This window comes from Paraburkholderia sp. J7, assembly GCF_905220155.1.
GTDB lineage: Bacteria > Pseudomonadota > Gammaproteobacteria > Burkholderiales > Burkholderiaceae > Paraburkholderia.
Genome location: NZ_CAJMYZ010000018.1, coordinates 21460 through 41199, shown reverse-complemented (window position 1 = coordinate 41199; position 19740 = coordinate 21460). Strand labels below are relative to the sequence as shown.

At 59.8% G+C, this 19740-nt stretch carries 17 protein-coding genes and 2 pseudogenes; 8 read left to right on the top strand and 11 right to left on the bottom strand.

Annotation, left to right across the window (positions count from 1 at the left end; all coding sequences use genetic code 11):
* Positions 1-25 precede the first annotated feature (25 nt).
* From U5A58_RS26765 to U5A58_RS26750, 4 genes are read right to left on the bottom strand one after another with little or no spacing between them, the layout of a single operon-like run.
* Positions 26-853: a hypothetical protein gene (locus U5A58_RS26765; protein ID WP_321963637.1), complete on the bottom strand. Its 828-nt coding sequence runs from the start codon at positions 851-853 to the stop codon at positions 26-28.
* Complete coding sequence (locus U5A58_RS26760; RefSeq protein ID WP_321963636.1) at positions 850-1650, bottom strand: hypothetical protein; 801 nt, start codon at positions 1648-1650, stop codon at positions 850-852. Before U5A58_RS26760 ends, U5A58_RS26765 begins: the two co-directional genes overlap by 4 nt.
* A 37-nt stretch (positions 1651-1687) precedes the next feature.
* The gene (locus tag U5A58_RS26755; protein WP_321963635.1) at positions 1688-2218 is read right to left on the bottom strand and encodes a phage tail protein; all 531 of its coding nucleotides are present in this window, start codon (positions 2216-2218) and stop codon (positions 1688-1690) included.
* A gap of 12 nt (positions 2219-2230) precedes the next feature.
* Positions 2231-4237 (bottom strand): phage tail sheath C-terminal domain-containing protein, encoded by a 2007-nt coding sequence (locus U5A58_RS26750; protein ID WP_321963634.1) that lies wholly within the window; start codon positions 4235-4237, stop codon positions 2231-2233.
* 1126 nt (positions 4238-5363) lie between these two features.
* Here U5A58_RS26750 and U5A58_RS26745 point away from each other — a divergent pair.
* The 4 genes from U5A58_RS26745 (at position 5364) to U5A58_RS26730 (ending at position 9631) form a co-directional block, all read left to right on the top strand.
* The gene (locus U5A58_RS26745; RefSeq protein WP_321963633.1) at positions 5364-6077 is read left to right on the top strand and encodes a protease pro-enzyme activation domain-containing protein; all 714 of its coding nucleotides are present in this window, start codon (positions 5364-5366) and stop codon (positions 6075-6077) included.
* Positions 6074-6376 (top strand): hypothetical protein, encoded by a 303-nt coding sequence (locus U5A58_RS26740; protein ID WP_321963632.1) that lies wholly within the window; start codon positions 6074-6076, stop codon positions 6374-6376. The genes U5A58_RS26745 and U5A58_RS26740 overlap by 4 nt, the downstream gene beginning before the upstream one ends.
* A 37-nt stretch (positions 6377-6413) precedes the next feature.
* Positions 6414-7748, top strand: coding sequence for a hypothetical protein (locus tag U5A58_RS26735; protein ID WP_321963631.1), 1335 nt, complete (start codon positions 6414-6416; stop codon positions 7746-7748).
* Between the two features lie 713 nt (positions 7749-8461).
* Entirely contained in the window at positions 8462-9631 is a 1170-nt protein-coding gene (locus tag U5A58_RS26730) for a patatin-like phospholipase family protein (protein WP_415774297.1), read from the top strand.
* On the opposite strand, the pseudogene U5A58_RS26725 reads toward U5A58_RS26730, so the two are convergent.
* From U5A58_RS26725 to U5A58_RS26715, 3 genes and pseudogenes are all read right to left on the bottom strand, one after another.
* Positions 9546-9992 (bottom strand): annotated as a pseudogene (locus U5A58_RS26725) (ABC transporter ATP-binding protein); the annotation flags it as partial. The gene U5A58_RS26730 and the pseudogene U5A58_RS26725 sit on opposite strands and share 86 nt — an antisense overlap.
* A 19-nt stretch (positions 9993-10011) precedes the next feature.
* Positions 10012-10419: pseudogene (locus U5A58_RS26720) on the bottom strand (ABC transporter permease); the annotation flags it as partial.
* 167 nt (positions 10420-10586) lie between these two features.
* The gene (locus tag U5A58_RS26715; protein WP_321963630.1) at positions 10587-11765 is read right to left on the bottom strand and encodes a monovalent cation:proton antiporter-2 (CPA2) family protein; all 1179 of its coding nucleotides are present in this window, start codon (positions 11763-11765) and stop codon (positions 10587-10589) included.
* 463 nt (positions 11766-12228) lie between these two features.
* Here U5A58_RS26715 and U5A58_RS26710 point away from each other — a divergent pair, with 463 nt between their 5' ends.
* A complete protein-coding gene (locus tag U5A58_RS26710; RefSeq protein WP_321963629.1) occupies positions 12229-12366 on the top strand; it encodes a hypothetical protein in 138 nt (45 codons plus the stop codon).
* Between the two features lie 198 nt (positions 12367-12564).
* A complete protein-coding gene (locus U5A58_RS26705; RefSeq protein ID WP_321963628.1) occupies positions 12565-12804 on the top strand; it encodes a hypothetical protein in 240 nt (79 codons plus the stop codon).
* A gap of 103 nt (positions 12805-12907) precedes the next feature.
* Here the strand turns inward: U5A58_RS26705 and U5A58_RS40895 are convergent, their stop codons facing one another.
* Positions 12908-13660, bottom strand: a complete 753-nt coding sequence (locus U5A58_RS40895) for a hypothetical protein (RefSeq protein WP_415774296.1) — start codon at positions 13658-13660, stop codon at positions 12908-12910.
* A 427-nt stretch (positions 13661-14087) separates the two neighbouring features.
* Here U5A58_RS40895 and U5A58_RS26695 point away from each other — a divergent pair, with 427 nt between their 5' ends.
* A complete protein-coding gene (locus U5A58_RS26695) occupies positions 14088-14528 on the top strand; it encodes a potassium channel family protein (RefSeq protein ID WP_321913430.1) in 441 nt (146 codons plus the stop codon).
* Between the two features lie 459 nt (positions 14529-14987).
* Here the strand turns inward: U5A58_RS26695 and U5A58_RS26690 are convergent, their stop codons facing one another.
* The 3 genes from U5A58_RS26690 to U5A58_RS26680 all read right to left on the bottom strand — a co-directional run bounded on the left by U5A58_RS26690 (position 14988) and on the right by U5A58_RS26680 (position 17378).
* The gene (locus U5A58_RS26690) at positions 14988-15746 is read right to left on the bottom strand and encodes a TerC family protein (RefSeq protein ID WP_321963626.1); all 759 of its coding nucleotides are present in this window, start codon (positions 15744-15746) and stop codon (positions 14988-14990) included.
* A gap of 84 nt (positions 15747-15830) precedes the next feature.
* Positions 15831-16694, bottom strand: coding sequence for an ion transporter (locus U5A58_RS26685; RefSeq protein ID WP_321963625.1), 864 nt, complete (start codon positions 16692-16694; stop codon positions 15831-15833).
* A gap of 255 nt (positions 16695-16949) precedes the next feature.
* Entirely contained in the window at positions 16950-17378 is a 429-nt protein-coding gene (locus tag U5A58_RS26680) for a hypothetical protein (RefSeq protein ID WP_321963624.1), read from the bottom strand.
* Positions 17379-18218: 840 nt separating this feature from the next.
* Between U5A58_RS26680 and U5A58_RS26675 the strand changes: the two genes are divergently transcribed.
* A complete protein-coding gene (locus U5A58_RS26675; protein WP_321963623.1) occupies positions 18219-19709 on the top strand; it encodes a transglycosylase SLT domain-containing protein in 1491 nt (496 codons plus the stop codon).
* Positions 19710-19740: the final 31 nt, after the last annotated feature.

The following is a 19740-nucleotide window of genomic DNA, read 5'->3' as shown; positions in this document are numbered from 1 at the left end:
TGGGCGACGAAGCGTCAATAGGACGTTAGTGCTGCGCGTGATGCCGCAGGTACTCGTCGAGCGTCATCACGTGCGGCCCGCCGTCTTGCGCGCGAGGCCGCGCGTCGCGCGCGTCCGACATGGCGCGCACTTCGACGCGCCCGATGCTGACGACCACCGTGGTTTCGGTGCTCGCGGCACGGCGACGCTCGATCACGCCCTGCGACGCGCGCGCGAACAGCGTGGGGCTCGTGGGCGGCGTGCGCAATGCGGCGGGGTCGGGCAGGCGCGGACGCAATGCGGCGGGGGCCGGCTCGTTACGCGTGAAGCGCCGCAGCATGGAAGGCGGCGCAGAAAGTGACGGCGCCGCGGCGCGCGAATTGCTGCCCCTTGTCTCGCCGGCGGTTGCCCCATGCGGTCGCGCTGAATGGAGCGGCGCTCTCATCGCCGCGTGCTCGTCGTAATCGCCGGCGTGACGTGCTCGATGTTCGGCCACTTCCCTCGCGGGCGCCACCGGCGTCGCGGCCCGTGCAATCGCCGCGCGAAGCGCCGGCAGCGCCCCGGCGGCGTCCGGGATCGCGTCCGACTGTGCGACCGATGCTGTCGCCGCAAACGGATTCGCGGCATCTTGCGCATGCCGATCGCCATGCGGTGCGTGCGCGAACGATTCGAACGATGCGCTCGACAGGGGCGCCGCATCGCGGCCGGCCACGTCCGTCACCTGCTGCGACTCGAACTCATTCGCCGCGTCGTGCGCGCCCGGCACCAGCGCGTCAGGCCAGGCTTCGAACAGCGAAGGCAAACGCGGCCGGACCTCAGCCGGCGTGGCACGGCCGCGCGCGCGCGACACCAGTGTGGCGAAATAGCCGTTCATCCGAACACCATGCTCAAGTAGGTTGCGCGACGCATAGGGCCGAGCGCGAGCACGTCGCACTCGCGCCAGCCATATGCGGACGCGAGCGTGTGGATCTCCCAAAGCATCCGCCCGGCCCAGGCGTCGAGTTCCGCCCACAGGTACGCAACGATGTCGAGCGGTGCATGCCACTGTGTACCACACGCCGCGCAAGTCAGCGCGAGCTTCAGATCCGCGTGCGAATCCGCTTGCATAATGCGCCGCGCGGCTTCCTCGACCAAGTCGCCGGACAACGCGGGCACCTCGACCGGCTCGCCCGCCCGTGACGCCGAGACGACACAGCGCCGCATCAGCATCGGAACCGCTGCGTCTTCGTCGGCTTGCGCCGCCGCGCGCAGATCGCCACTGTCGGGCACGCGCATGCGCAGCTCGAGGCCGTCGTCGCACCGCCAAGTCAACGGATCGCCGCCGTTGCGCCGATCCGGCGCGACCAGCAGGTCGTCGATCGGCACGTCAAGTTCGAGCTGCTCGCCGCACGCGTCGCACGACACCAGCGCCGCGAGGCGCACGCCGAACATCGCGCCGCGCAGCGCGAGCAGCCACCGGTCGCGCTCGCCGATCGTGGCCGCGCTCAAGGCGTCGGCCGGCCAGTCGGGGCACGCGAGCGACAGCAGGATCAGCCCGCGTTCGACGGGATCCTGCGCGTGTCCGTGCTCCCACGCGGCGAGCATGGCGGCCGCGCCGGGGGGGCGCGTGGCAAGCGCCACGGTTGCGCCGTGCCGCTCGGCTGAGAACTGATCGAATTGCGCCGACTCCATCGGATACTCCGTCTTCGACGATCGGTTGCCGCGCGTTTCAGCCCGTGACCGGCGGCGTGAAGCTCGGTTCTGTCGGTTCGGATACCGAAATATCGCGCTCCCACCCTTCGTTTTCGAGTTTGACATGCTGGATCGCGACAGCATTCGCGTTCGCGTCGAGATCGGGCAGCGCCTGATATTCGGACACCCAGCAGCGATACACCTTGTACGCGATCGCGAGCTGGCCGGCCTCGTTGTAGACCTCGATCAAGATGTCCTTGCGGAAATCCTTCAGCGACACTTCCGTGCCGAGCCCATTGTTGACACTCCAGACCTTCGACGCCCACGCTTCGAATTCCGGATCGTGCGTGACGCCACGCTCGAGCGTGATCGCATCGAATTCGGTGCGCCCCGGCGACTTGCGGCTGCTCGACGGATCGCCGCCTTCGCGATGCTTGACGACCTCGGTCGTGCGCTTGAGCATGCCGACCTTGCTGATGCCCGCGACGTACTTGCCGTCCCACTTGACCCGGAACTTGAAGTTCTTGTACGGATCGAAGCGCTGCGCGTTGACAGTGAATTCGGCCACGATGGTTCCTCCTCAGGTCGCCAGTTGCCCAGCGAGCTGCTGGATGGTGATCACGACGAACTCGGCCGGTTTGAGCGGCGCGAATCCGACGACGATGTTGACGATGCCCTGATCGATCGTCGCCTGCGGATTCGTCGTGGCGTCGCATTGGACGAGGTAGGCCTGCTGCGGTGTGGAGCCCTGGAACGCGCCCTGCCTGAACAGCGTCTGCATGAACGCGCCGACGTTGAGACGGATCTGCGCCCAGAGCGGCGCGTCGTTCGGCTCGAAGACGACCCATTGCGTACTGCGGTACAGCGTCTCTTCGATGAAGAGCGCTAGGCGCCGGATCGGAATGTACTTGTATTCATCGGCGATCTGGTCCGCGCCCATCAACGTGCGTGCGCCCCAACAAACGGCTCCGTAGACCGGGAACGTGCGCAGGCAATTGATCGCGAGCGGATTGAGCACGCCGTTTTCCGGATCGGTCAGCGTGTATTCGAGTTTGCCCACACCCGCGAGCTGTGCTTCGGTGCCGGCCGGCGCCTTCCACACGCCGCGCGACCCGTCGGTGCGCGCCCATAGGCCCGCGACCGTGCCGCTCGGCGACACCTTCCGCGCGCGCAAGCCGTTGATCGGATCGGAAACGTCGATACGGGGAAAGTACAGTGCCGCATTGCGACTGCGCAGCCCCGCATTCATGTCGAGCCACTTCATGATCGCAGGCACCGTATCGCGATTGACGTCGGCCTGTGGCACGTCGAGCAGGTACATCGCGCGCCGCGTCGTGCACAGGCTGATTGCTGCGGTTGCGACCGCGAGCGCACTGTCGTCCGGCAGATTCATCGTCGCCGGCAAGCAAAGGATGTTGAACAAATCGACGTTGAGCAGCGCGTACATGCCACTCTTCGCGTTCGGATCGCCGATCAGACCACCGGCAAATCCGGCCGCATCATCTTTCATGTCGATCGTGCCGTCGCTGCCGGCTTGCTGCGCGCGCGCGGGCGGCTTGGCCGTCGATGTAGGATCGACGGGCAGGAACTGATCCTGGCTGGCGGCGCCCGCACCAAGCGCGTACTGCTGAACGTTCTGGCCCGCGGCCGCAAAGCCCAGTTTCTTCGCGATACCATCGGCCGTGTTCGACAGCCCGACCACGTCGCTTGCGGCCGACGTGCCGGACTTCACGACCAGATACTGCTCGGTCGCCGACACGCGCACCACGCCGACCGTCGCGCTCGCGAGCGGCGTCGCCTTGTTCTGCGTCACACCGCGCAGCAGGGTCTGCAGTGTTTGCGCGATGGCGTCGACGGTCGCGGGCGGCGGATCACCGAGTGCGGTGGTCGTGCCAACCAGGGCGCCGTTCAGGCTCACGTCGACCGTGTCGTCCTTCGTGAGCTTGAGCGCGCTTACGTCGCCGATCGGCGTGCTCACTGTGCCCGTGCATGCGGGACGCTTACCCTGCCCGCTCGCCGTCGCGGCGAGGCTCACGAGCTGCGATGTGGCGTTGACGGTCGCGACCGCGTCGTTCGGCTTGCCGGCCGCGACGATCAGATTGACGAACGCTTCCTTCGCCGCGACGCTACCATCGGGATTGAGTTGAGTGATCGTCAGATTGAACTGCGTAGCCGGATCGACCGTTGCGTAATCGACGGCGATGCGCAGTCCGTTGCCGCTGGCGCCCGCGTTCGCGGCGGTGGCGCTCAGCACCTCCTCCGGATCGCCGGGAAGCGCCGCCATCGCAATCGCCGCCTTCGTTGCCGCGTTGCCGGCAGTGCTCGACGAAACTCGCACGACATACGCCAGCGTGCCCCCGTTCAGGAAGAATTGCTGGATCGCGTAGCTCGCTTCGCTGCGCGTATCGAGTCCGCCGAACTGGCGCTCGAAATCGGCGAAGCTGAAAATCTGCACGGCCGTGTTCATGGGGCCCGTAGAAAAGAAGTCCACAAACGCAGCAATCGATGTCGCAACACCGACGATCGTGTGCACGCCGCTCGAGAGTTCCTGCACGTAGACGCCCGGATACGAAACTGCAACAGGCATGACGCACCTCCATTCAAAGCCGGCGTCCATCCACGTCGAAGCGCGGATGCCGTACGGCGACTGACGATTCAATCCGACTCGGCGCCGGCCGGCTTGCGCCGATCGATGCCAGATAGTGCGTACTTGCGAAGCGAAGAAACCGGCCGGCATGGTGGCACCGCACCCGCTCGCGCCCGGACGTTCTCCGTGCGGCGAAGCAGTGGCGCCGACGCGAATTGCCGAGACGGCATGCCAATACGACTGGCGTGGCAGGAAAGCATCACTCGGTGAGCAACACGATTGCCTGACGACGCTGCGACCGTCAAACGCGTGATGCACTCCTCACCAGCCCGCCAGATGTCGACCGATGAAGTCGATACTGACAATGAAGCTTTTGGTTTTGAGATTAAGCTAGGTGGCATGCTTTAAATAGTCAAGAACGAGCTGATAAAACAAGCAGCTATCGATCTGCTACGTCATGGATTCGATACGCATACAGGTGGAGTCATCCCATTGATGAACGTTGAATAAATGATCGGAAACGATCATGACGCAATGGAAGCGATTTCTCCGGTCGCGTCGTTTCTGGTTCTCATTTTTATTCATCCATCATCTAGCGTTTTGATTGGCATTTGATAACAAGTAGTTTGGGTGCCTTACAATGCGAATTCGGTTTTTTCAACCGATGCTCCCTTCACATCCGAGATGAGTGAACCTAGTCCAAATGCTGCTACTTGACGCCTTGCGCGAAATTCTGACTCTATCGAACCACGGGCACCTCGACCAAAACGCCGGCACAGAATGGGTAACGTTAGCAACGTTTCCACTCGCTGCTACGGCGCTCCGTCAGTGAATGTGCGCAAGCGCACGTAGACCGCTTTGAATCGGTGCATTTCGTTTATACGATTTTCGATATGCTGAACTGAAGCACACAAAGAACGACGATAGATTCCTTGATTTGACCTTCTCGCGCCTCCACGCAGAAGCGCCGATAGTCCATACCCGCCAACGTCGAACCTATGCTGCGTCGAGCATTCCGTGCATCCTCCTGCATCAAGTGCGATCCACGTACCACCTCGTCCGCTAAAAGGTTCCCCCGCACCAGGTGTCCCGCTTGTCTGTCGACATCGTTGAAGGAGATCCTGTCATGGCTCGCTATGTCCCACTGCCCGGAAGTCGGAAAAGCCTGTTGCCCGATTCGCGGCCGGCAGGTCCCGTCGATCCATCGGAGCTCGCTAGCGTGACCGTGCGTCTTCGTTCGGCGGGCGACCCCGCGGCACCGGTTCGAAAGGCGTATGAACTCGGCAATACCGCGCTCGCGAATCGCAGTTACCTAACGCACGACGAACTGGCAAACCAGTACGGCGCAACCAAAGAGGACTTGGACAAGATCGAGGATTTTGCACAACGGCATGACCTGACGGTGGTTCATCGCAACGCAGCCGAGCGGGCCATCGTGCTGCAAGGAAAACTGGGAGATCTGTTGGGCGCCTTTCACGCTGATGTGCAGATGTACCACCACGCCGCTGGCACGTATCGCGGAAGACGCGGCGAGATTACGTTGCCGCAGGAGCTCAGCGGCATCGTAACGGGCGTGTTCGGTTTCGACACACGCCCGAAGCACCCCGCACCGCATCGGCAAAAAAAAACGGCGCAAAACGGGCCGGGTGGCGGCAATGGCCTCGCGGCAACCGAATTCGCGAAGCGCTACAACTTCCCGCAACAACTCGACGGCAGCGGGCAAACCATTGCCATCATCGAACTCGGCGGCGGCTTTCGCAGAAGCGATCTCAATGCGTTTTTCGACGAGATCGGCATGCCAACGCCACAGCGGGGCGCGGCATGCCGGACACTGCGATGAGCACGACGAACTATTTTACGCGTGTCGATACTGCCGTGGGGCCGTCGGGCGGAACGAGCGCCGTCGCACCGTCGATGGCTGCTCTGGTCGCACAACTCAATCAGGGCAAAGGAAAGAACGTGAGCTTCCTGAACCCGTTCCTGTATGAGAACGCATCGAACGGTATCTTTAACGATGTCACCCAGGGCACCAATGCGCTCGCCAATACCATTAAGAGCTACGAAGCGGCGCCTGGCTGGGACGCCTGTACCGGGCTCGGCACGCCGCATGGCACAGCGATCCTGAATCAATTGCCGTAACGCCTGTATCACGATCAATGCGACGAGCGTTTCGAAGATGAACACTGATACCTCTGCACCAGGCACGACTGGCTCAGGCACCAACCATGCCCCAGGTGCATCTTGTGTCTATGGTCTGGCACGCGACGTCTCCGCCTGCCGGCGGCTGCTTTCGTTTGCTGCACAGCATGGCATCGAGATTCGGAAAGAGCATCTCGGTGCAGTGGGACGCGCAGTCGATGCACGTTCAAAAAATGCTTGGGATGGAGAAGATATCGCTTCTTTTTATGCTGCCTATGCGGCGATCGCGAAGGCAGTTTCTCCCGTGACGCGGGAGACACTCAACCGTCAAGCGCCAGTCATAGCGCAAAGATCGATGTATTGGTACGGCGGCGTTACCACCTTCATTGCCCTTCTGGTGATCGCTCTGTCGTGCCTTATGCTGATCTTCAACCAGTTTGCTGCTGATATCGACAAGCAGGTTGAATCGAACGACAAACTTGCCCTATCGATCCACGACGAAACACAAGCCTTCATTCTGCAGGTCTGGGACTCACGCGAGGACGTAAATGACAAGGAGCACGCGATCGATCACCTCGTCGACTCACAGAACGCGCGCGAACTTAAGGAAAATGTCCAGAAGTTCGCCATTAGCATGCGCCAACTCTATTCGGATATCGGCGGCCTGAATGCCGTGATGAATTTTCTAGGTTACTTGCGGTTCGACAAAAAGACGGAGATCTGGGAACGCGCCGCATACTTGGGCGATTGCAAAAACAGGGATGTCGGTGCAGTGAAACCCGTACCAAACCCGAATGCAAACTTCTGGATGTGCACCGCAGATGGCCGGCGAGCCGGGCTAGAGATCAAGTTACCGCTGCTGCATGTCGGGACCACTGAAGTGCCGGACAATCAAAAGAAGTCCGACGCGCGCCCTGCGCCGACACCGCCCGTGGATCAGGTGCAGGAAGGGTTCCAAAAAATAGCCGTGTATCAGGATATCCGACAGATTGCGTTGAAGCTCAAGTCGGAGGCGGATAACTTTGGCGGGGCGATCGTCGGTTTTGTTCTTCCGGTGCTATACGCGGCGCTCGGTGCTTGCGCAGCTGTCTTGCGGCGAATCTGGTCGGAAACCGCGACGAGCACGTATCACCTTCGCAAGTCGCCGGTTGCAAATCTAGCGCAAATCGCAACAGCCGTAATCATCGGCATCACGATCGGACTGTTCACCAGCTTTCTGGAGGGCAGCAAGACGCTTCCGCCCCTAGCATTGGCATTTGTCGCAGGCTATGGCGTCGACAAGTTCTTCGAATTCATCGAGCGCATTGTTGATGCGATCTTGCCTTCGGAGAAAACACGTTCTTCACCGGACGCAGAGTCGAACAAAGGGTGAGTGCGAGCGCCCAACAAAAAGGTCTCATGGATTCGGCGCGCGGCGTGACCCTCGTGCGAGAGCCGCCTCGCAGCAGGGCAGGCACCGGGCCGTCGTAGAGCTCGCGACAGCCGACTCGTCGAGCGTCGATATGTTCACCCGGCCGACCCGTAACGCAGCAACGGAGAGTCCCATCTCGGCCACGAGCGCACACCCTTCACACCGGCCGGCCCTACCGCATAGAGCAGGCGCTCGCCGCGCGTACTCGTGTGCGCGTCCATCGATCTCCAGTTTTCTGAAAAAAGGTGAATCAATATGTGACTATTTGGATAAGTATTCTTATCACAAGATATATTTTTTATCACTTAACTCCACTCGCACAACAATCGCCCACGCCTGAGACTTTCCCGTTCCGCTCAAGCCTCTCGTTCGGGCAACGCTCTAAACGGAATGGCTATCCAACCACTAACGCCAACCGGTAATCCCGAACCGGCGTTCAGCATTGAACACCACGCGACAATGACGAGATGTTTTCAGTTGTTGCTCGCCTTCGTTACAAGCGACAAATGCCAATGCAGTGTTCGGTATCAGACATACAAATACCGCCTGCGGTCATAACACTGCAGTCCAAAGTACCGGTGTGGGACAGTTGTGAATGGGTTTGCGTTAGTTTGCAAAAGTCAATCTGCTGTGCCGGACAAAGCTCGCGCACTTCACGGTGAGGAGACGCAAAAATGTCTGAGGACGAAATCGCACTGCCGGTCGCCGTCAGCGAGGCGTCAACCGAGACCCAGGTCAACACGACCGATCCAGTCGCTGCCTATGTTTCAGAAGAGAGCGCTCCACAAGATGGCGTGTTTGAAATAGGGCTCGTGCTTGCAGGCGCGATATCCGCAGGGGCGTTTTCCGCCGGGGTTCTCGATTACCTCATCGAAGCGCTCGATGAATGGGAGGCCATGAAGGCGCAGCAAGGCAGCGAGTCCGTGCCAATGCACCAGGTGCGCTTGCGGGTTATCGCCGGCGCCTCTGCCGGTAGCATGAACGGCGCAATCGCTGCAATAGCGCTTCAATACGACTTTGAACACGTCCGACCGACTACACCTGTCAATAACTACACCAATCCATTTTACGAATCGTGGGTCAAACGCATTGACATCAGGAATCTTCTCGAACACAAAGACCTTGACGCCTCACCGGTCTTGCAGTCGATCCTGGATTCGACCGTGCTCAACAAGATTACCGCTGACGCATTGAATGCGGCTGGCCAATTGAAGTCGCGGAGCTATCTCGACGGTCGGGTCCGCTTCATTTTCACGCAAGGCGGGCTCCGCGGAATCCCGTACTACATTTCAATGAAAGGCCCTGCCTACGGCGGACTAACAATGACGCTCCACAAGTCGTTTCGCAGTTTCTCTGTGGGATACAGCGGCAAGGTTTTCGCACGCCGACCAGACGATATGAGACTCGACGCAACCGTCTATCCAAAGGTATCTACGAGAGGCTGGAGCGAGCTTGGCAATGCAGCGCTGGGTTCTGGCGCATTTCCGATCGGACTGACACCCAGATTCGAGAGTCGAAGCGTCTCTGACCTGGATTACCGATATGTTGCTATCCCTGATGACCGGACAGGAAAACTCAGGTACTGTCAAATTCTTCCTGCGTGGACGCAAACGGTCAACGGCGTCAACCATCCAGCCCCGGATCCTTATTGTGAGTATGTAGTCGACGGAGGAACAATGGACAACGAGCCATTAGATATGGCTCGTACAGAATTAGCGGGTCTCGTCGGCTTCAATGATAGAAACGGTGAAACAGACTTGCGAGCGCACGGGCCAAGGCCACACGCTGTTGCTGCCCACCGGACAATTGCCACGGATAGCGCCCGGCGAGATCCGGCAATTTGATGAGTTCCAGCATCTCTGCAACACGCCCGCCCGTCTCCTTCTCTGAACGCTTTGCGACCTTCAACGCGAAGCCGATGTTCTGCGCCACCGTCATGTTCGGAAACAACGCATAGGACTGGAACACCATGCCGACGGCGCGATTGCGTGTGCGCACACGCGTAACGTCACGACCGTTCAGACGGACCGCGCCGCGCGTGGGCGTTTCGAATCCGGCGATCACGCGCAGTACGGTCGTCTTACCGCAGCCCGACGGGCCGAGAAAGGTGATGAATTCGCCTTGGGCGATGCTCATGTCGAACTGATGCACCGCAACATTCGCCCCAAACGCCTTGTGGAGATTGTCGATCTCGAGAAGTGCCATGGGTTGCGGCCTCACCGGCTCAAGTTTTATGGCCGGCCAGCGCGCGCGCCGAGCCGAACACCTGGATCAAACCCATCGATCCCCACGTGACAATGAAGGCGATGATCGCCAGCGCCGAGGGCTCGTAAGCGTGGTTCGCGCCGATCAGCTGCAAATACGGTCCGAACGCCGGGCGATCGAGCAGGCTGGCGATCGTTAACTCGCCGATCACCACGGCGAACGTCAGGAACGCGCCAGACAGAATTCCCGAGCGTACGTTAGGGAAAATCACGCGGAAAGGATCGTGGTCCAGCCCGCGCCGAGACCACTCGGCAGCCTCGGTCAGCGAGCGTACATCAACGGCGCGCATACCCGAATCGACGGCGCGGTACATAAAAGGCAGCGATAGCGTGACGTAACCGAATACGAGTAGTAGATCGGTTGCGCGGACGCCAGGACTCCAAGCTGGGCCGTCCCCGGCACCTCGTGGCTCAGGTAGAGCGGTGGCCTAAACGTTGACCAACGCGGCCAGACCAGGAAGATTGGCTGAATTTGACAAAGGCGGAGGCCCCTTGACTTGATATTCAGGCCAAGGCCAGCGCATCGTTTCCTGCGCTACGAACCCGCCTGATGCCATGCTGTGCTGGCACCCAACAGCTTGCGATGAACAAGGACGAGAAGTGGCGTCGTTGCCATTGATAGTGCAACGACGACAGTGACAATCGACAGTTGCTCGGCATGGATCAGGTTGGCCGACTGTGCCACCCCCATCACGACAAAGGCGAACTCGCCGCCCTGCGAAAGCAGGATGGCGAAGGGGGTTCGAGACTCATTCGGCAGGTTGACCCGCTTCGCCAGATACCTGAGTGCCAGAAACTTGCCTCCGATCACGGCAATCACCAGTAGCGCCACAAGCCATGTCTTGTCCGCCAGGACACCAAAATCGATCGTCATCCCGACAGCAATAAAGAATAGCCCAAGGAAGATGCCTTTGAAGGGCGCCATATCGGATTCGATCTCTTCGCGGCATTCGGATCCAGCCAGCAACAGTCCGGCCATAAAGGCGCCAAGGGACATCGACAGTTGAACGACGTGCATCAGCAGTGCGATGCCGATGACCCAGAGCAGCGCAAAGATGGTGAAAATCTCGCGCGTTCCGCTCCGCTGAATCACGCGCAGGATATATTTCAGCAGGAAACGGCCGCCGATGAGCACCGCGGCGATCATGGCAAGTGCCTTCCCGGCGGCGAGCCAGCCGCCCGACGTGCTAGCTTCCTCTGGGACCGGCGCCAATAGCGGCAACAGGGCAATCATCGGAATGGCCGCGATATCCTGGAACAGGAGGATGCCAAAGCACGCTTGCCCAAGCGGCGAATCCATCAGGCGATTCTGTTCGAGGATTGCGATCACCATCGCAGTGGAAGACAGCGACAAGGCAAATCCCGCTGCCACACCCACCCGCCAAGCGACGCCAAAGGCGATGAAGATCGCTGCCAGCAATGTCGCACACAAGACTACCTGGGCCGCGCCATAGCCAAAGATGGCGCGGCGCATCGCCCACAGTTTGTCAGTTTCCATCTCGATGCCGATGATGAACATCATCAGCACGATGCCCAGTTCGGATATGTCCAGGGTAGAGCGGACATCCGTGACGAGCCGCAGCCCCCACGGGCCGATCACAGCCCCAGCGACCAGGTAGCCAAGCACCGAACCGAAGCCGCAGCGAACGGATAGCGGCACCGCGATTAATGCCGCCGCCAGGAATATCACCGAGTCAGCCAGCAATTCTTCCATCACTACGCTCCTCATTGGGCCGTAGCCGAAGGCGTTCCCTCGCCCGATACCGCTTTCTGCATGCGGTTGTCCTGAGTGATCCTAGATCATTCTTTATTCGAGCGCGCACTAGTGTGACGCTTCCCGCGCGATGGAGGCTTGTCCAACGGCCTTGTCGGCGTGAGCAGCGGTACTCGCGTTCAGCGATGATCGTCGATCACCAATGCCGAGTATGATTTTTTACAGAACGAGACCATGGTTGGGACTGCTTCACCACGTTGATGGGATTGCTTGAAGTTGCTTTTTCAAAAGCGCATCAAAATGCGCTTTAAGAAAAAAACTTGATGTGCGTTCGGGATCTTTCGTAACTCCCTCTCCATCCATGGCAGACACAATAGTCTACGGCGTTCATCGTCCTCGCCAGTGCTTGATACGTCGCGTCACCCGCGGTCAACTTCATTATGCTGGGCTACGCGCCATTGGCATGTCAAAGCAATGGCACATGCTTGGCCAAGTCGAAGCTGCCAACGGCATTCTTATGTTCGGAGTTTCTGCCTCGGTGATGGCGGCTGCGATCATGGATGTGATTGAGTACCATCATGCCCGGCCGCAGAAGGAGTAGCCGCGAAAGCAAGTACACGCCGGGCGCCGGGACGCCAAGCTGTGCCGTACCTGACGACTCGCGGCTCAGGTGCATCAGTGGCCTAAACGTTGGCCAACGTGGTTCGAAAAAAATTCGCGAAGGGCCGAAGTGGCCGCGCAAGGCCGCTACCTCCCTGCATGCTGTAGGACCAAGGTCCAATTGACACCGAATCCGCGCATGACATCATCCATTCATCGTCTTTTCGGCCTGCTAGCGGGCATTGTGTCGAGCGAGCGCCATTTCGGCATTATGCTTGACCGCGAACTAACACTCTCAGCCAATGCGTTCCAATCGCAGAACGAGGCTGAATGCGTCGACATGGATTGCACTATTGTTACCGCATTGATTGGTCTTGTCTCTGCACCCTCTTCGGTCCGGGACTTGACGCTTTACAGGGCGCCGCGCAGCGACAGCTGATCGTGGTTTCAACCAGGCGCGAAGGAGAGTGACAATGGTCGAATCAGGAAACGGACTTTGGAAGCGGGCGGGCGCAATGCTGGCTACCGCCGGACTCATGGCGCTATCGAGCGCTGCTTTGGCCACCACACAGTCGCAGCAGCGCCAACAAGGCAGGAACGTCAACCAGGCTGCCAAACAGCAAGCGCGAGCGGGCAAGGTCGACTGCCGGGCTGCAAACCAGAAGAGCAACTCCCAATGCCGGCAGGACAAACGCAACGCGAAGCAGGAAGGTCGCCAGCAGAAACGGGACATCAAGTATTAGCGCTGGTTGCGTGAGTATCCAGCAGCAGTGTGGTCGGGTCCTGGACGACGAGAAACGGCAACGCGACCGGAAACGTTCCCAGAACAACAAGCAGAAAGATGCCCAGCACGCCGACAAAATCCCCCTGACGAAATTCGCCCGAGGTGGCAGCGTCGAGGCGGCCGCGAGGCGCACGCGGAACCGATCAAGGTCGGCATCTTCGACGAGCGATGCCAGTTTCTCGGTCAATGCATCGCGCAACGCCCATACGGCGACCGCCTGGTCCTGCTCGCGCTTGACGGTCTGCGCGAGTTGCAGACGCTGCCCCCGATCAGCGAGCGTACGGACGAGATACATCACAGCGTCGGCGAGGCCCCACGCAAGATTGCATCCGAGTGCGGCGAAGAACATCTTGTACCCCTCGTCTTCGCCTGCGGTGACCGCCTTGACGGCGTCGACGAACGTCAGCGCCATGAACAGATCAAAACATATTTCGCAGACACGGTCGACCGTATTGAGAATCGGTTCGCGCCGTTCGGGTTCGGCACGACCCGCCGGCATGATAGTGCTCATATGGCCTCGACTCGATGTAGACAACGAGACGTCGCGCTAGCTGCCAACGAGGGATGTTGGTGCGAGCTGTATATGAAAGAGTCGATAGTTCGGTACCCAAGTTTTGATGGACTGGCAGCGCCGGGGGGCAGCGCAAGGGCCCCAATGCCGGCTGGATACTGCCGCACGTCGGCCGCATACGGGAGTGGATGTTCGCAAGCACTTCACGCTTCGCCATATGACCGTTGCGCGTCCTGCGAGTCGCACAGTGTGCTTTCTCCGATCCTGAATTTAGCCAGTAGAGAGAATCCCCGGCAGCCGGCCATTCGACATCGATATGCGAGCTTTCCTATGATTGGACGCGTTTGCGCGTTTCAAACTTGCGATCTCCGCGTCCCGAACGGGGCGCTTTTTTTCCTGCACGCTTCCCCTGAAGACGGAGTCAACCATGCTCCACAATATACTGGCCGCCGCTCCGGCCATGATCCTGTGCCTGCTGTTGCAAGGCGTGGTGGTAGCCATCTGCCTGCGCCGGTACGCGCGCTTCCGGCGCAACGTCAAAAATCAAGACCTGCTATGGGTGGACGTTCTGCTATTGATAAGCGTGATGCTGCTGACCTTGCTCTGCAATTTCGCCCAAATGGCAATCTGGGCTGCGCTGTTCATGTTCCTGGGTGAGTTTTCCGATTTCGCCACAGCTCTGTATCACTCCGCGGTCAATTTCATCACGCTGGGCTACGGCGACATCGTCATGTCCAAGCAATGGCGCATGCTGGGCCCAATCGAAGCTGCCAACGGCATCCTTATGTTCGGAGTCTCGACCTCGGTGATGACGGCGGCGGTCATGGATGTGATCAAGTACCATCATGCCCGGCTGCAACAGGAGTAGCCACGAAAGCAAGCCTCAAGGCAACCGATGACATCAACGTGGCGATTTGTCGTGTCGCCGCGCCCCGCAGCACCAGTCGTCAACAGGGCAATCCGACCAAGGTCCTATTCAACCGTGTGTGCAGCACTGCTATGCTTGCGCCGACTTTTCGGGTTCGCGGTGCAAGTGCGCCACGCGCAATGCACGCTGCTGGCACATCGGACTCAACCACCATGAGCAGGCGATTGGCTCACGGATGTCAGCCTTCACGTCCCTATCGTGCTGACTCGTCACGTTGAGCGTATGAAAATTCCCTGCCCCAGTGCAATAGCTGGCGCGATCCCGTCCGACCGCATGGGGCAGCAGGCGGCCAAATGGCACCGCTCACCTGTGCAGTCGCGCAGTCATGCGCGTGAGGTTCCGCTCGCCTGAGCCGGCCTTCATGCGTGAATGCGTTGGTCAAGCTGTTGACCAGAGCCGTCAGTCGCGCAGTGGACCACCCTCACGACGGTGCCGCTTTGCACGGCGCACAAGCATGTTCATGCTTTCGACGAATGCGGAGAATGCCATTGCCGCGTAGATATAGCCCTTCGGGACGTGCGAGCCGAATCCTTCGGCAATCAACGTCATACCGATCACCAGAAGAAAACTCAGCGCGAGCATCACAATGGTTGGATTGCGGTCGATGAAACGCGACAACGGACCCGCTGAAAACAGCATCGCGGCAACAGCCACGATCACAGCAACATACATGATTGCCACGTGCTCGGTCATCCCGACTGCTGTCACGATGCTATCGATGGAAAACACCAGATCCAGCATCAGGATCTGGGCAATGGCTGCTCGCTCGGTGAGTCCGGAAAGCGCGGCGCCACTCGGGTGATCGTCCTCATCTCCAGAGACGTTATGGTGGATCTCTCTCGTCGCCTTCCAGACAAGAAAGAGGCCCCCGCTCAGCAGAACGAGATCGCGCCAGGAAAAAGCATGGCCAAACAGCGAGAGTGCAGGCTGCGTCAAACGCGTAATCCATGCCACAGTGCCAAGCAGCGCCAGGCGCATCACGAGGGCAAGGCCGATGCCGATCCGCTGGGCCCTCGGGCGCTGCGTCACCGGCAACTTGTTGGTGAGAATCGAGATGAATACGAGGTTGTCGATGCCGAGCACGACTTCCATGACCACAAGCGTCACAAGTGCAATCCAGGCAGCGGGGTCGGAAATGAGGGTGACGAGGGAGTCCATGGCTACGAGATTCTCCGAAGAACGGGTATCACGTCTTGTAGGGCCGTCTGCTGATTGCAAGGCTCCTTGCACTCGGGGAGCCGACTATTGAGCATCAATTGGGGGAAGCGGTTCGCCACAGTGCCTGCAATACGCTGCATCCACTTCGTGCCCTTCACTATGGCATCGCAGGCAGACGCGGGGATGCCGCCGTGGTTGGCGCGTCGCCGTCGCCACTTCGGCACCAACCATGGCCGCCGGGAAGGCTATTACGCCGTACCCCAGCAGTATGGCCAGCGAAGTGATGAATTGCCCGAGCGGCGTCTTCGGATGAATGTCACCGTAGCCTGTGGTGGTCATCGTAACCACCGCCCAGTACATGCTGACCGGGATGCTGGTGAATCCGTTCGATGGTCCCTCGACAAGATACATGACAGTGCCAAGAACCACGATCAGAATCAGCACGACGCCAAGGAATACCATGATCCTGTGCCGGCTCCTGACGAGTCCGCGCCAGAGAACCTGGGACTCGTTGAAGTAGAGCGGCAGCTTCACGATCCGGAAAATGCGCAGCATGCGCAACAACCTGACGTCGACAAGGACATGGAAGCCTGGCAGGAGTAAGCCAAGATAGGTTGGCAGGATCGACACGAGGTCAATGATGCCGAAGAAGCTCAGCGCGTAACGCAACGGACGCTCCACGCAGAGGAGCCGGACAATGTATTCGGCGGTGAACAGGAGTGTAAAGAACCACTCCAGAATATCGAGGAGCAGGAGCTCACGGGCACGAACAGCCTCAACACTGTCCAGCATAACGACTGCGACGCTGAATATGATTGCCGACAGCATCGCGGCATTGAAGCGGCGTGCGGCATCCGTCTCGGCATCAACCAGGATGGCATACATGCGCCGCCGCCAACCATGATCGGGTCTGCCAAAATCACGTTTAAGTGGGCGAACGACGTTCATGGTCGAGATCAAACCGCTGCGAGTGTGTACGCGACAGTCAACGAAACCGTCGCCACCAGTGCACGTACGAAGTAGCCGATCGCGAGCACAGTCAGCCGGCAGCGGTAATTAGACTTCACGTAGCGAAAAGCATGAAATATTACCGCTTACGGTGATTGCGTCTCGCCGTGCAATGAGTAGCCGTGACGTGACTGCCGTCACAAGGTCTGAATTGCATCTGAAAGCACGTCCTTCGCGCAATACAACAGCGCACCGTCAGCGGCCCATACGCCGGTCGTAGCTTTGCGAAACACGCCGGAGCAATGTGGGATCTCCCTCGTCGCCCGAGTGGAACTGGACGACTACGCTACCGTCGGCTTGCTGGCGCACGCTCGCAGTCACGGTGTTGCCATCACGTCCACCGACGATGACTCCGCTGGCTGAATCCTGGGTCGTGATGGTTAGTCCTTCGTCGCGCATTGCGCCGGACGCGGCGGCAAAGGACCGGTCGAAACTGGCCGGGATCGTGACGACGGTTCCGGCCGGCGCCACGTAGTACGGGCATCCCGCGAGAAGCACGAAAGAACCAAGGAGGCTGACATTCAGAAGGCGCTTAAGAGCCGTCTGGCCGCCTATCGCTAGACCTTTTCGCATGATGCCCTCGCCGACGGTGCGAGATTGCCGCTTGCCACATGTGAGACTCATTGCATTCTCCCCTCGACGAAGAATGCCTCGAGTGGATCTACGTCAATGCTGCGGTTCGCCATCGCCGCGTGGCTTCTACTTCTCATCGGCGCTCTCCCCGAGGGGCGTGCCCCGCGAGCCAGGCTGGTCATCGGGGCTGTGTGATGCGAAGTTGGGGGCTGCGGCTCTACCCCGGCCGTCGGGACCCGGAACGCGAGTAACGCGACACGTCCGGAAAAGGCCGCAACCGGACTCGTGAGGCCGTTGGACCGTGGACGCATCGCAACCTTGATCGAAGTAGCGGACATCCAGATTAGAGCCACTCGATCGACGGCGATATCGGACCTTCGTCCGATAGCCAGGCGCCACGAAACTGACTCTGAGCCCCGACGCTTTGGGTAACGATCCGTTGCTCAAGCACGATGTATGGAGTGAACGGCCATACAGGAAAAGAGCCGCCAATTTGGCGTCCAGGAGTGCAGCTACTGTACTGGGAGGTAGATTCCGCACAGCATTGGTTGCCTGCCAAGGAAGCCGCTATTCCCGAGTCGACTGTGTATGTCACCGGCTGATTCGACGCGGCAATACGCATGAAGGGTCCCGCCGCCGGATCACCTCCATCGGGCTTGATGATACTGGTTACGGCACCCACGCGATGCGTCGCCCAAAAGCGCCATTGATAGACCGCCGAACAGGGAAACTTCGGGCGTTGCGGTGACTGCCATGTTCGCCGCACGGAGGTTTGCCGCCATCAGACGTACGTCAGCTATTTTGCGGAAACGCGCGCATCATGAGCAATGTACGTGGCCGCGCGCAGACGTCTGGACGGTCGAGAGTCGACGCTGTGCATAGGAGGACGCCATGTCTTTCGCACCTATGTTCAGGCTCGTCGTCAGCCTTGTGTACACGATCGCCCTGCTCGGAGAGGCATCGGCTGGTGCGCTGCAGCACCAGGCCCCGGCATCAGCGCTGCGGCCCGCGCCCGTGCATCGGCTCAGCGTGCCCAGCACCCCGTCGCAGGGCGACTTCAATGCGATGCTCGAGCGGCACCAGCTTCGCGTGCTCGTGCCCTATAGCCGCACTCTCTATTTCATCGACAAGGGGCACGAGCGCGGGCTGACCGCGGAGCTCATGCGTGACTTCGAACGCTATATCAACAAGACCTACGCGAGCCGCCTTGGCAAGCGCCCTTTCACTGTGTTCCTGGTTCCGACGACGCGCGACCGGCTACTGCCTAACCTGAACGCCGGGCTGGGCGATATAGCCGCGGGCAATCTCACGGTCACCGACGAACGGTTGAAACTGGCCGACTTCTATGTGCCGCCCAACCGCAAACCGGTGCGCGAACTGGTCGTGACGGGACCGCGATCGCCCACGCTCGCAATGCTCGACGACATGGCCGGCAAGACAGTCCAGGTGCGGCGCTCGTCAAGCTACTATGAGAGCCTCACTGCCCTCGACAGACAACTGCGCGCGCGCGGCAAGCCTCCCTTAAAGATCGTGCTTTTGCCTGATGCACTCGAAGATGAGGACGCGCTCGAAATGCTCAACGCTGGTCTGCTGCAGATTCTGGTCGTTGACGAATGGAAGGCCCGGCTGTGGGCTCAGGTATTACCGAACATCAAGGTTCACAACGATCTCGCCGTGCGAACCGAAGGCTATACAGGCTGGGCGATGCGCAAGAACAGTCCGCAACTCCGGGACGCGATGGCGGACTTCTTTCTCAATCATGTAAAGAAGCAGAGCATCGAAGAATATCGCCTCGAGAGGTACATGCGGCGCTTCAAACAGATCCGCAACAACGATGAGTCTGAAGAGCTTCGGCGCTTCGAGCAGACGATCGCGATTTTCCAGACGTACGGCCGGCAATATGGCTTTGATCCGCTGATGCTTGCGGCTCAGGGCTTTCAGGAGTCGCAGCTTAACCAGAGCGCCCGCAGCCGCGCTGGTGCAGTCGGCATCATGCAGATCACGCCTGCTACTGGCAGGCAGATGAATGTGGGCAACATCATGGTCACGGAGCCCAACATCCACGCTGGTGCGAAATACATGGATCAACTGATGACCCGCTATTTTCCGGACGCGCACTTCAGCGAAAATGACCGGTCGCTATTTGCCTTCGCGAGTTACAACGCGGGCCCATCAAAGATTGCCAGAATGCGCGACGAAGCATTGAAACGCCGGCTCAATCCGGACGAATGGTTCAACAATGTCGAGATCGTCGTCGCCGGGAAGATCGGCATGGAGACGCCCACATACGTGCGCAACGTCTATAAGTATTACGTATCGTATCGCTTGATTACAGAGGCCCAAGCCGCACGCACCCAGGCGGTCGGGACGGTACGCAGGTAAGCAGGGCTGTGCCAATGACCGCTAGCGCCAG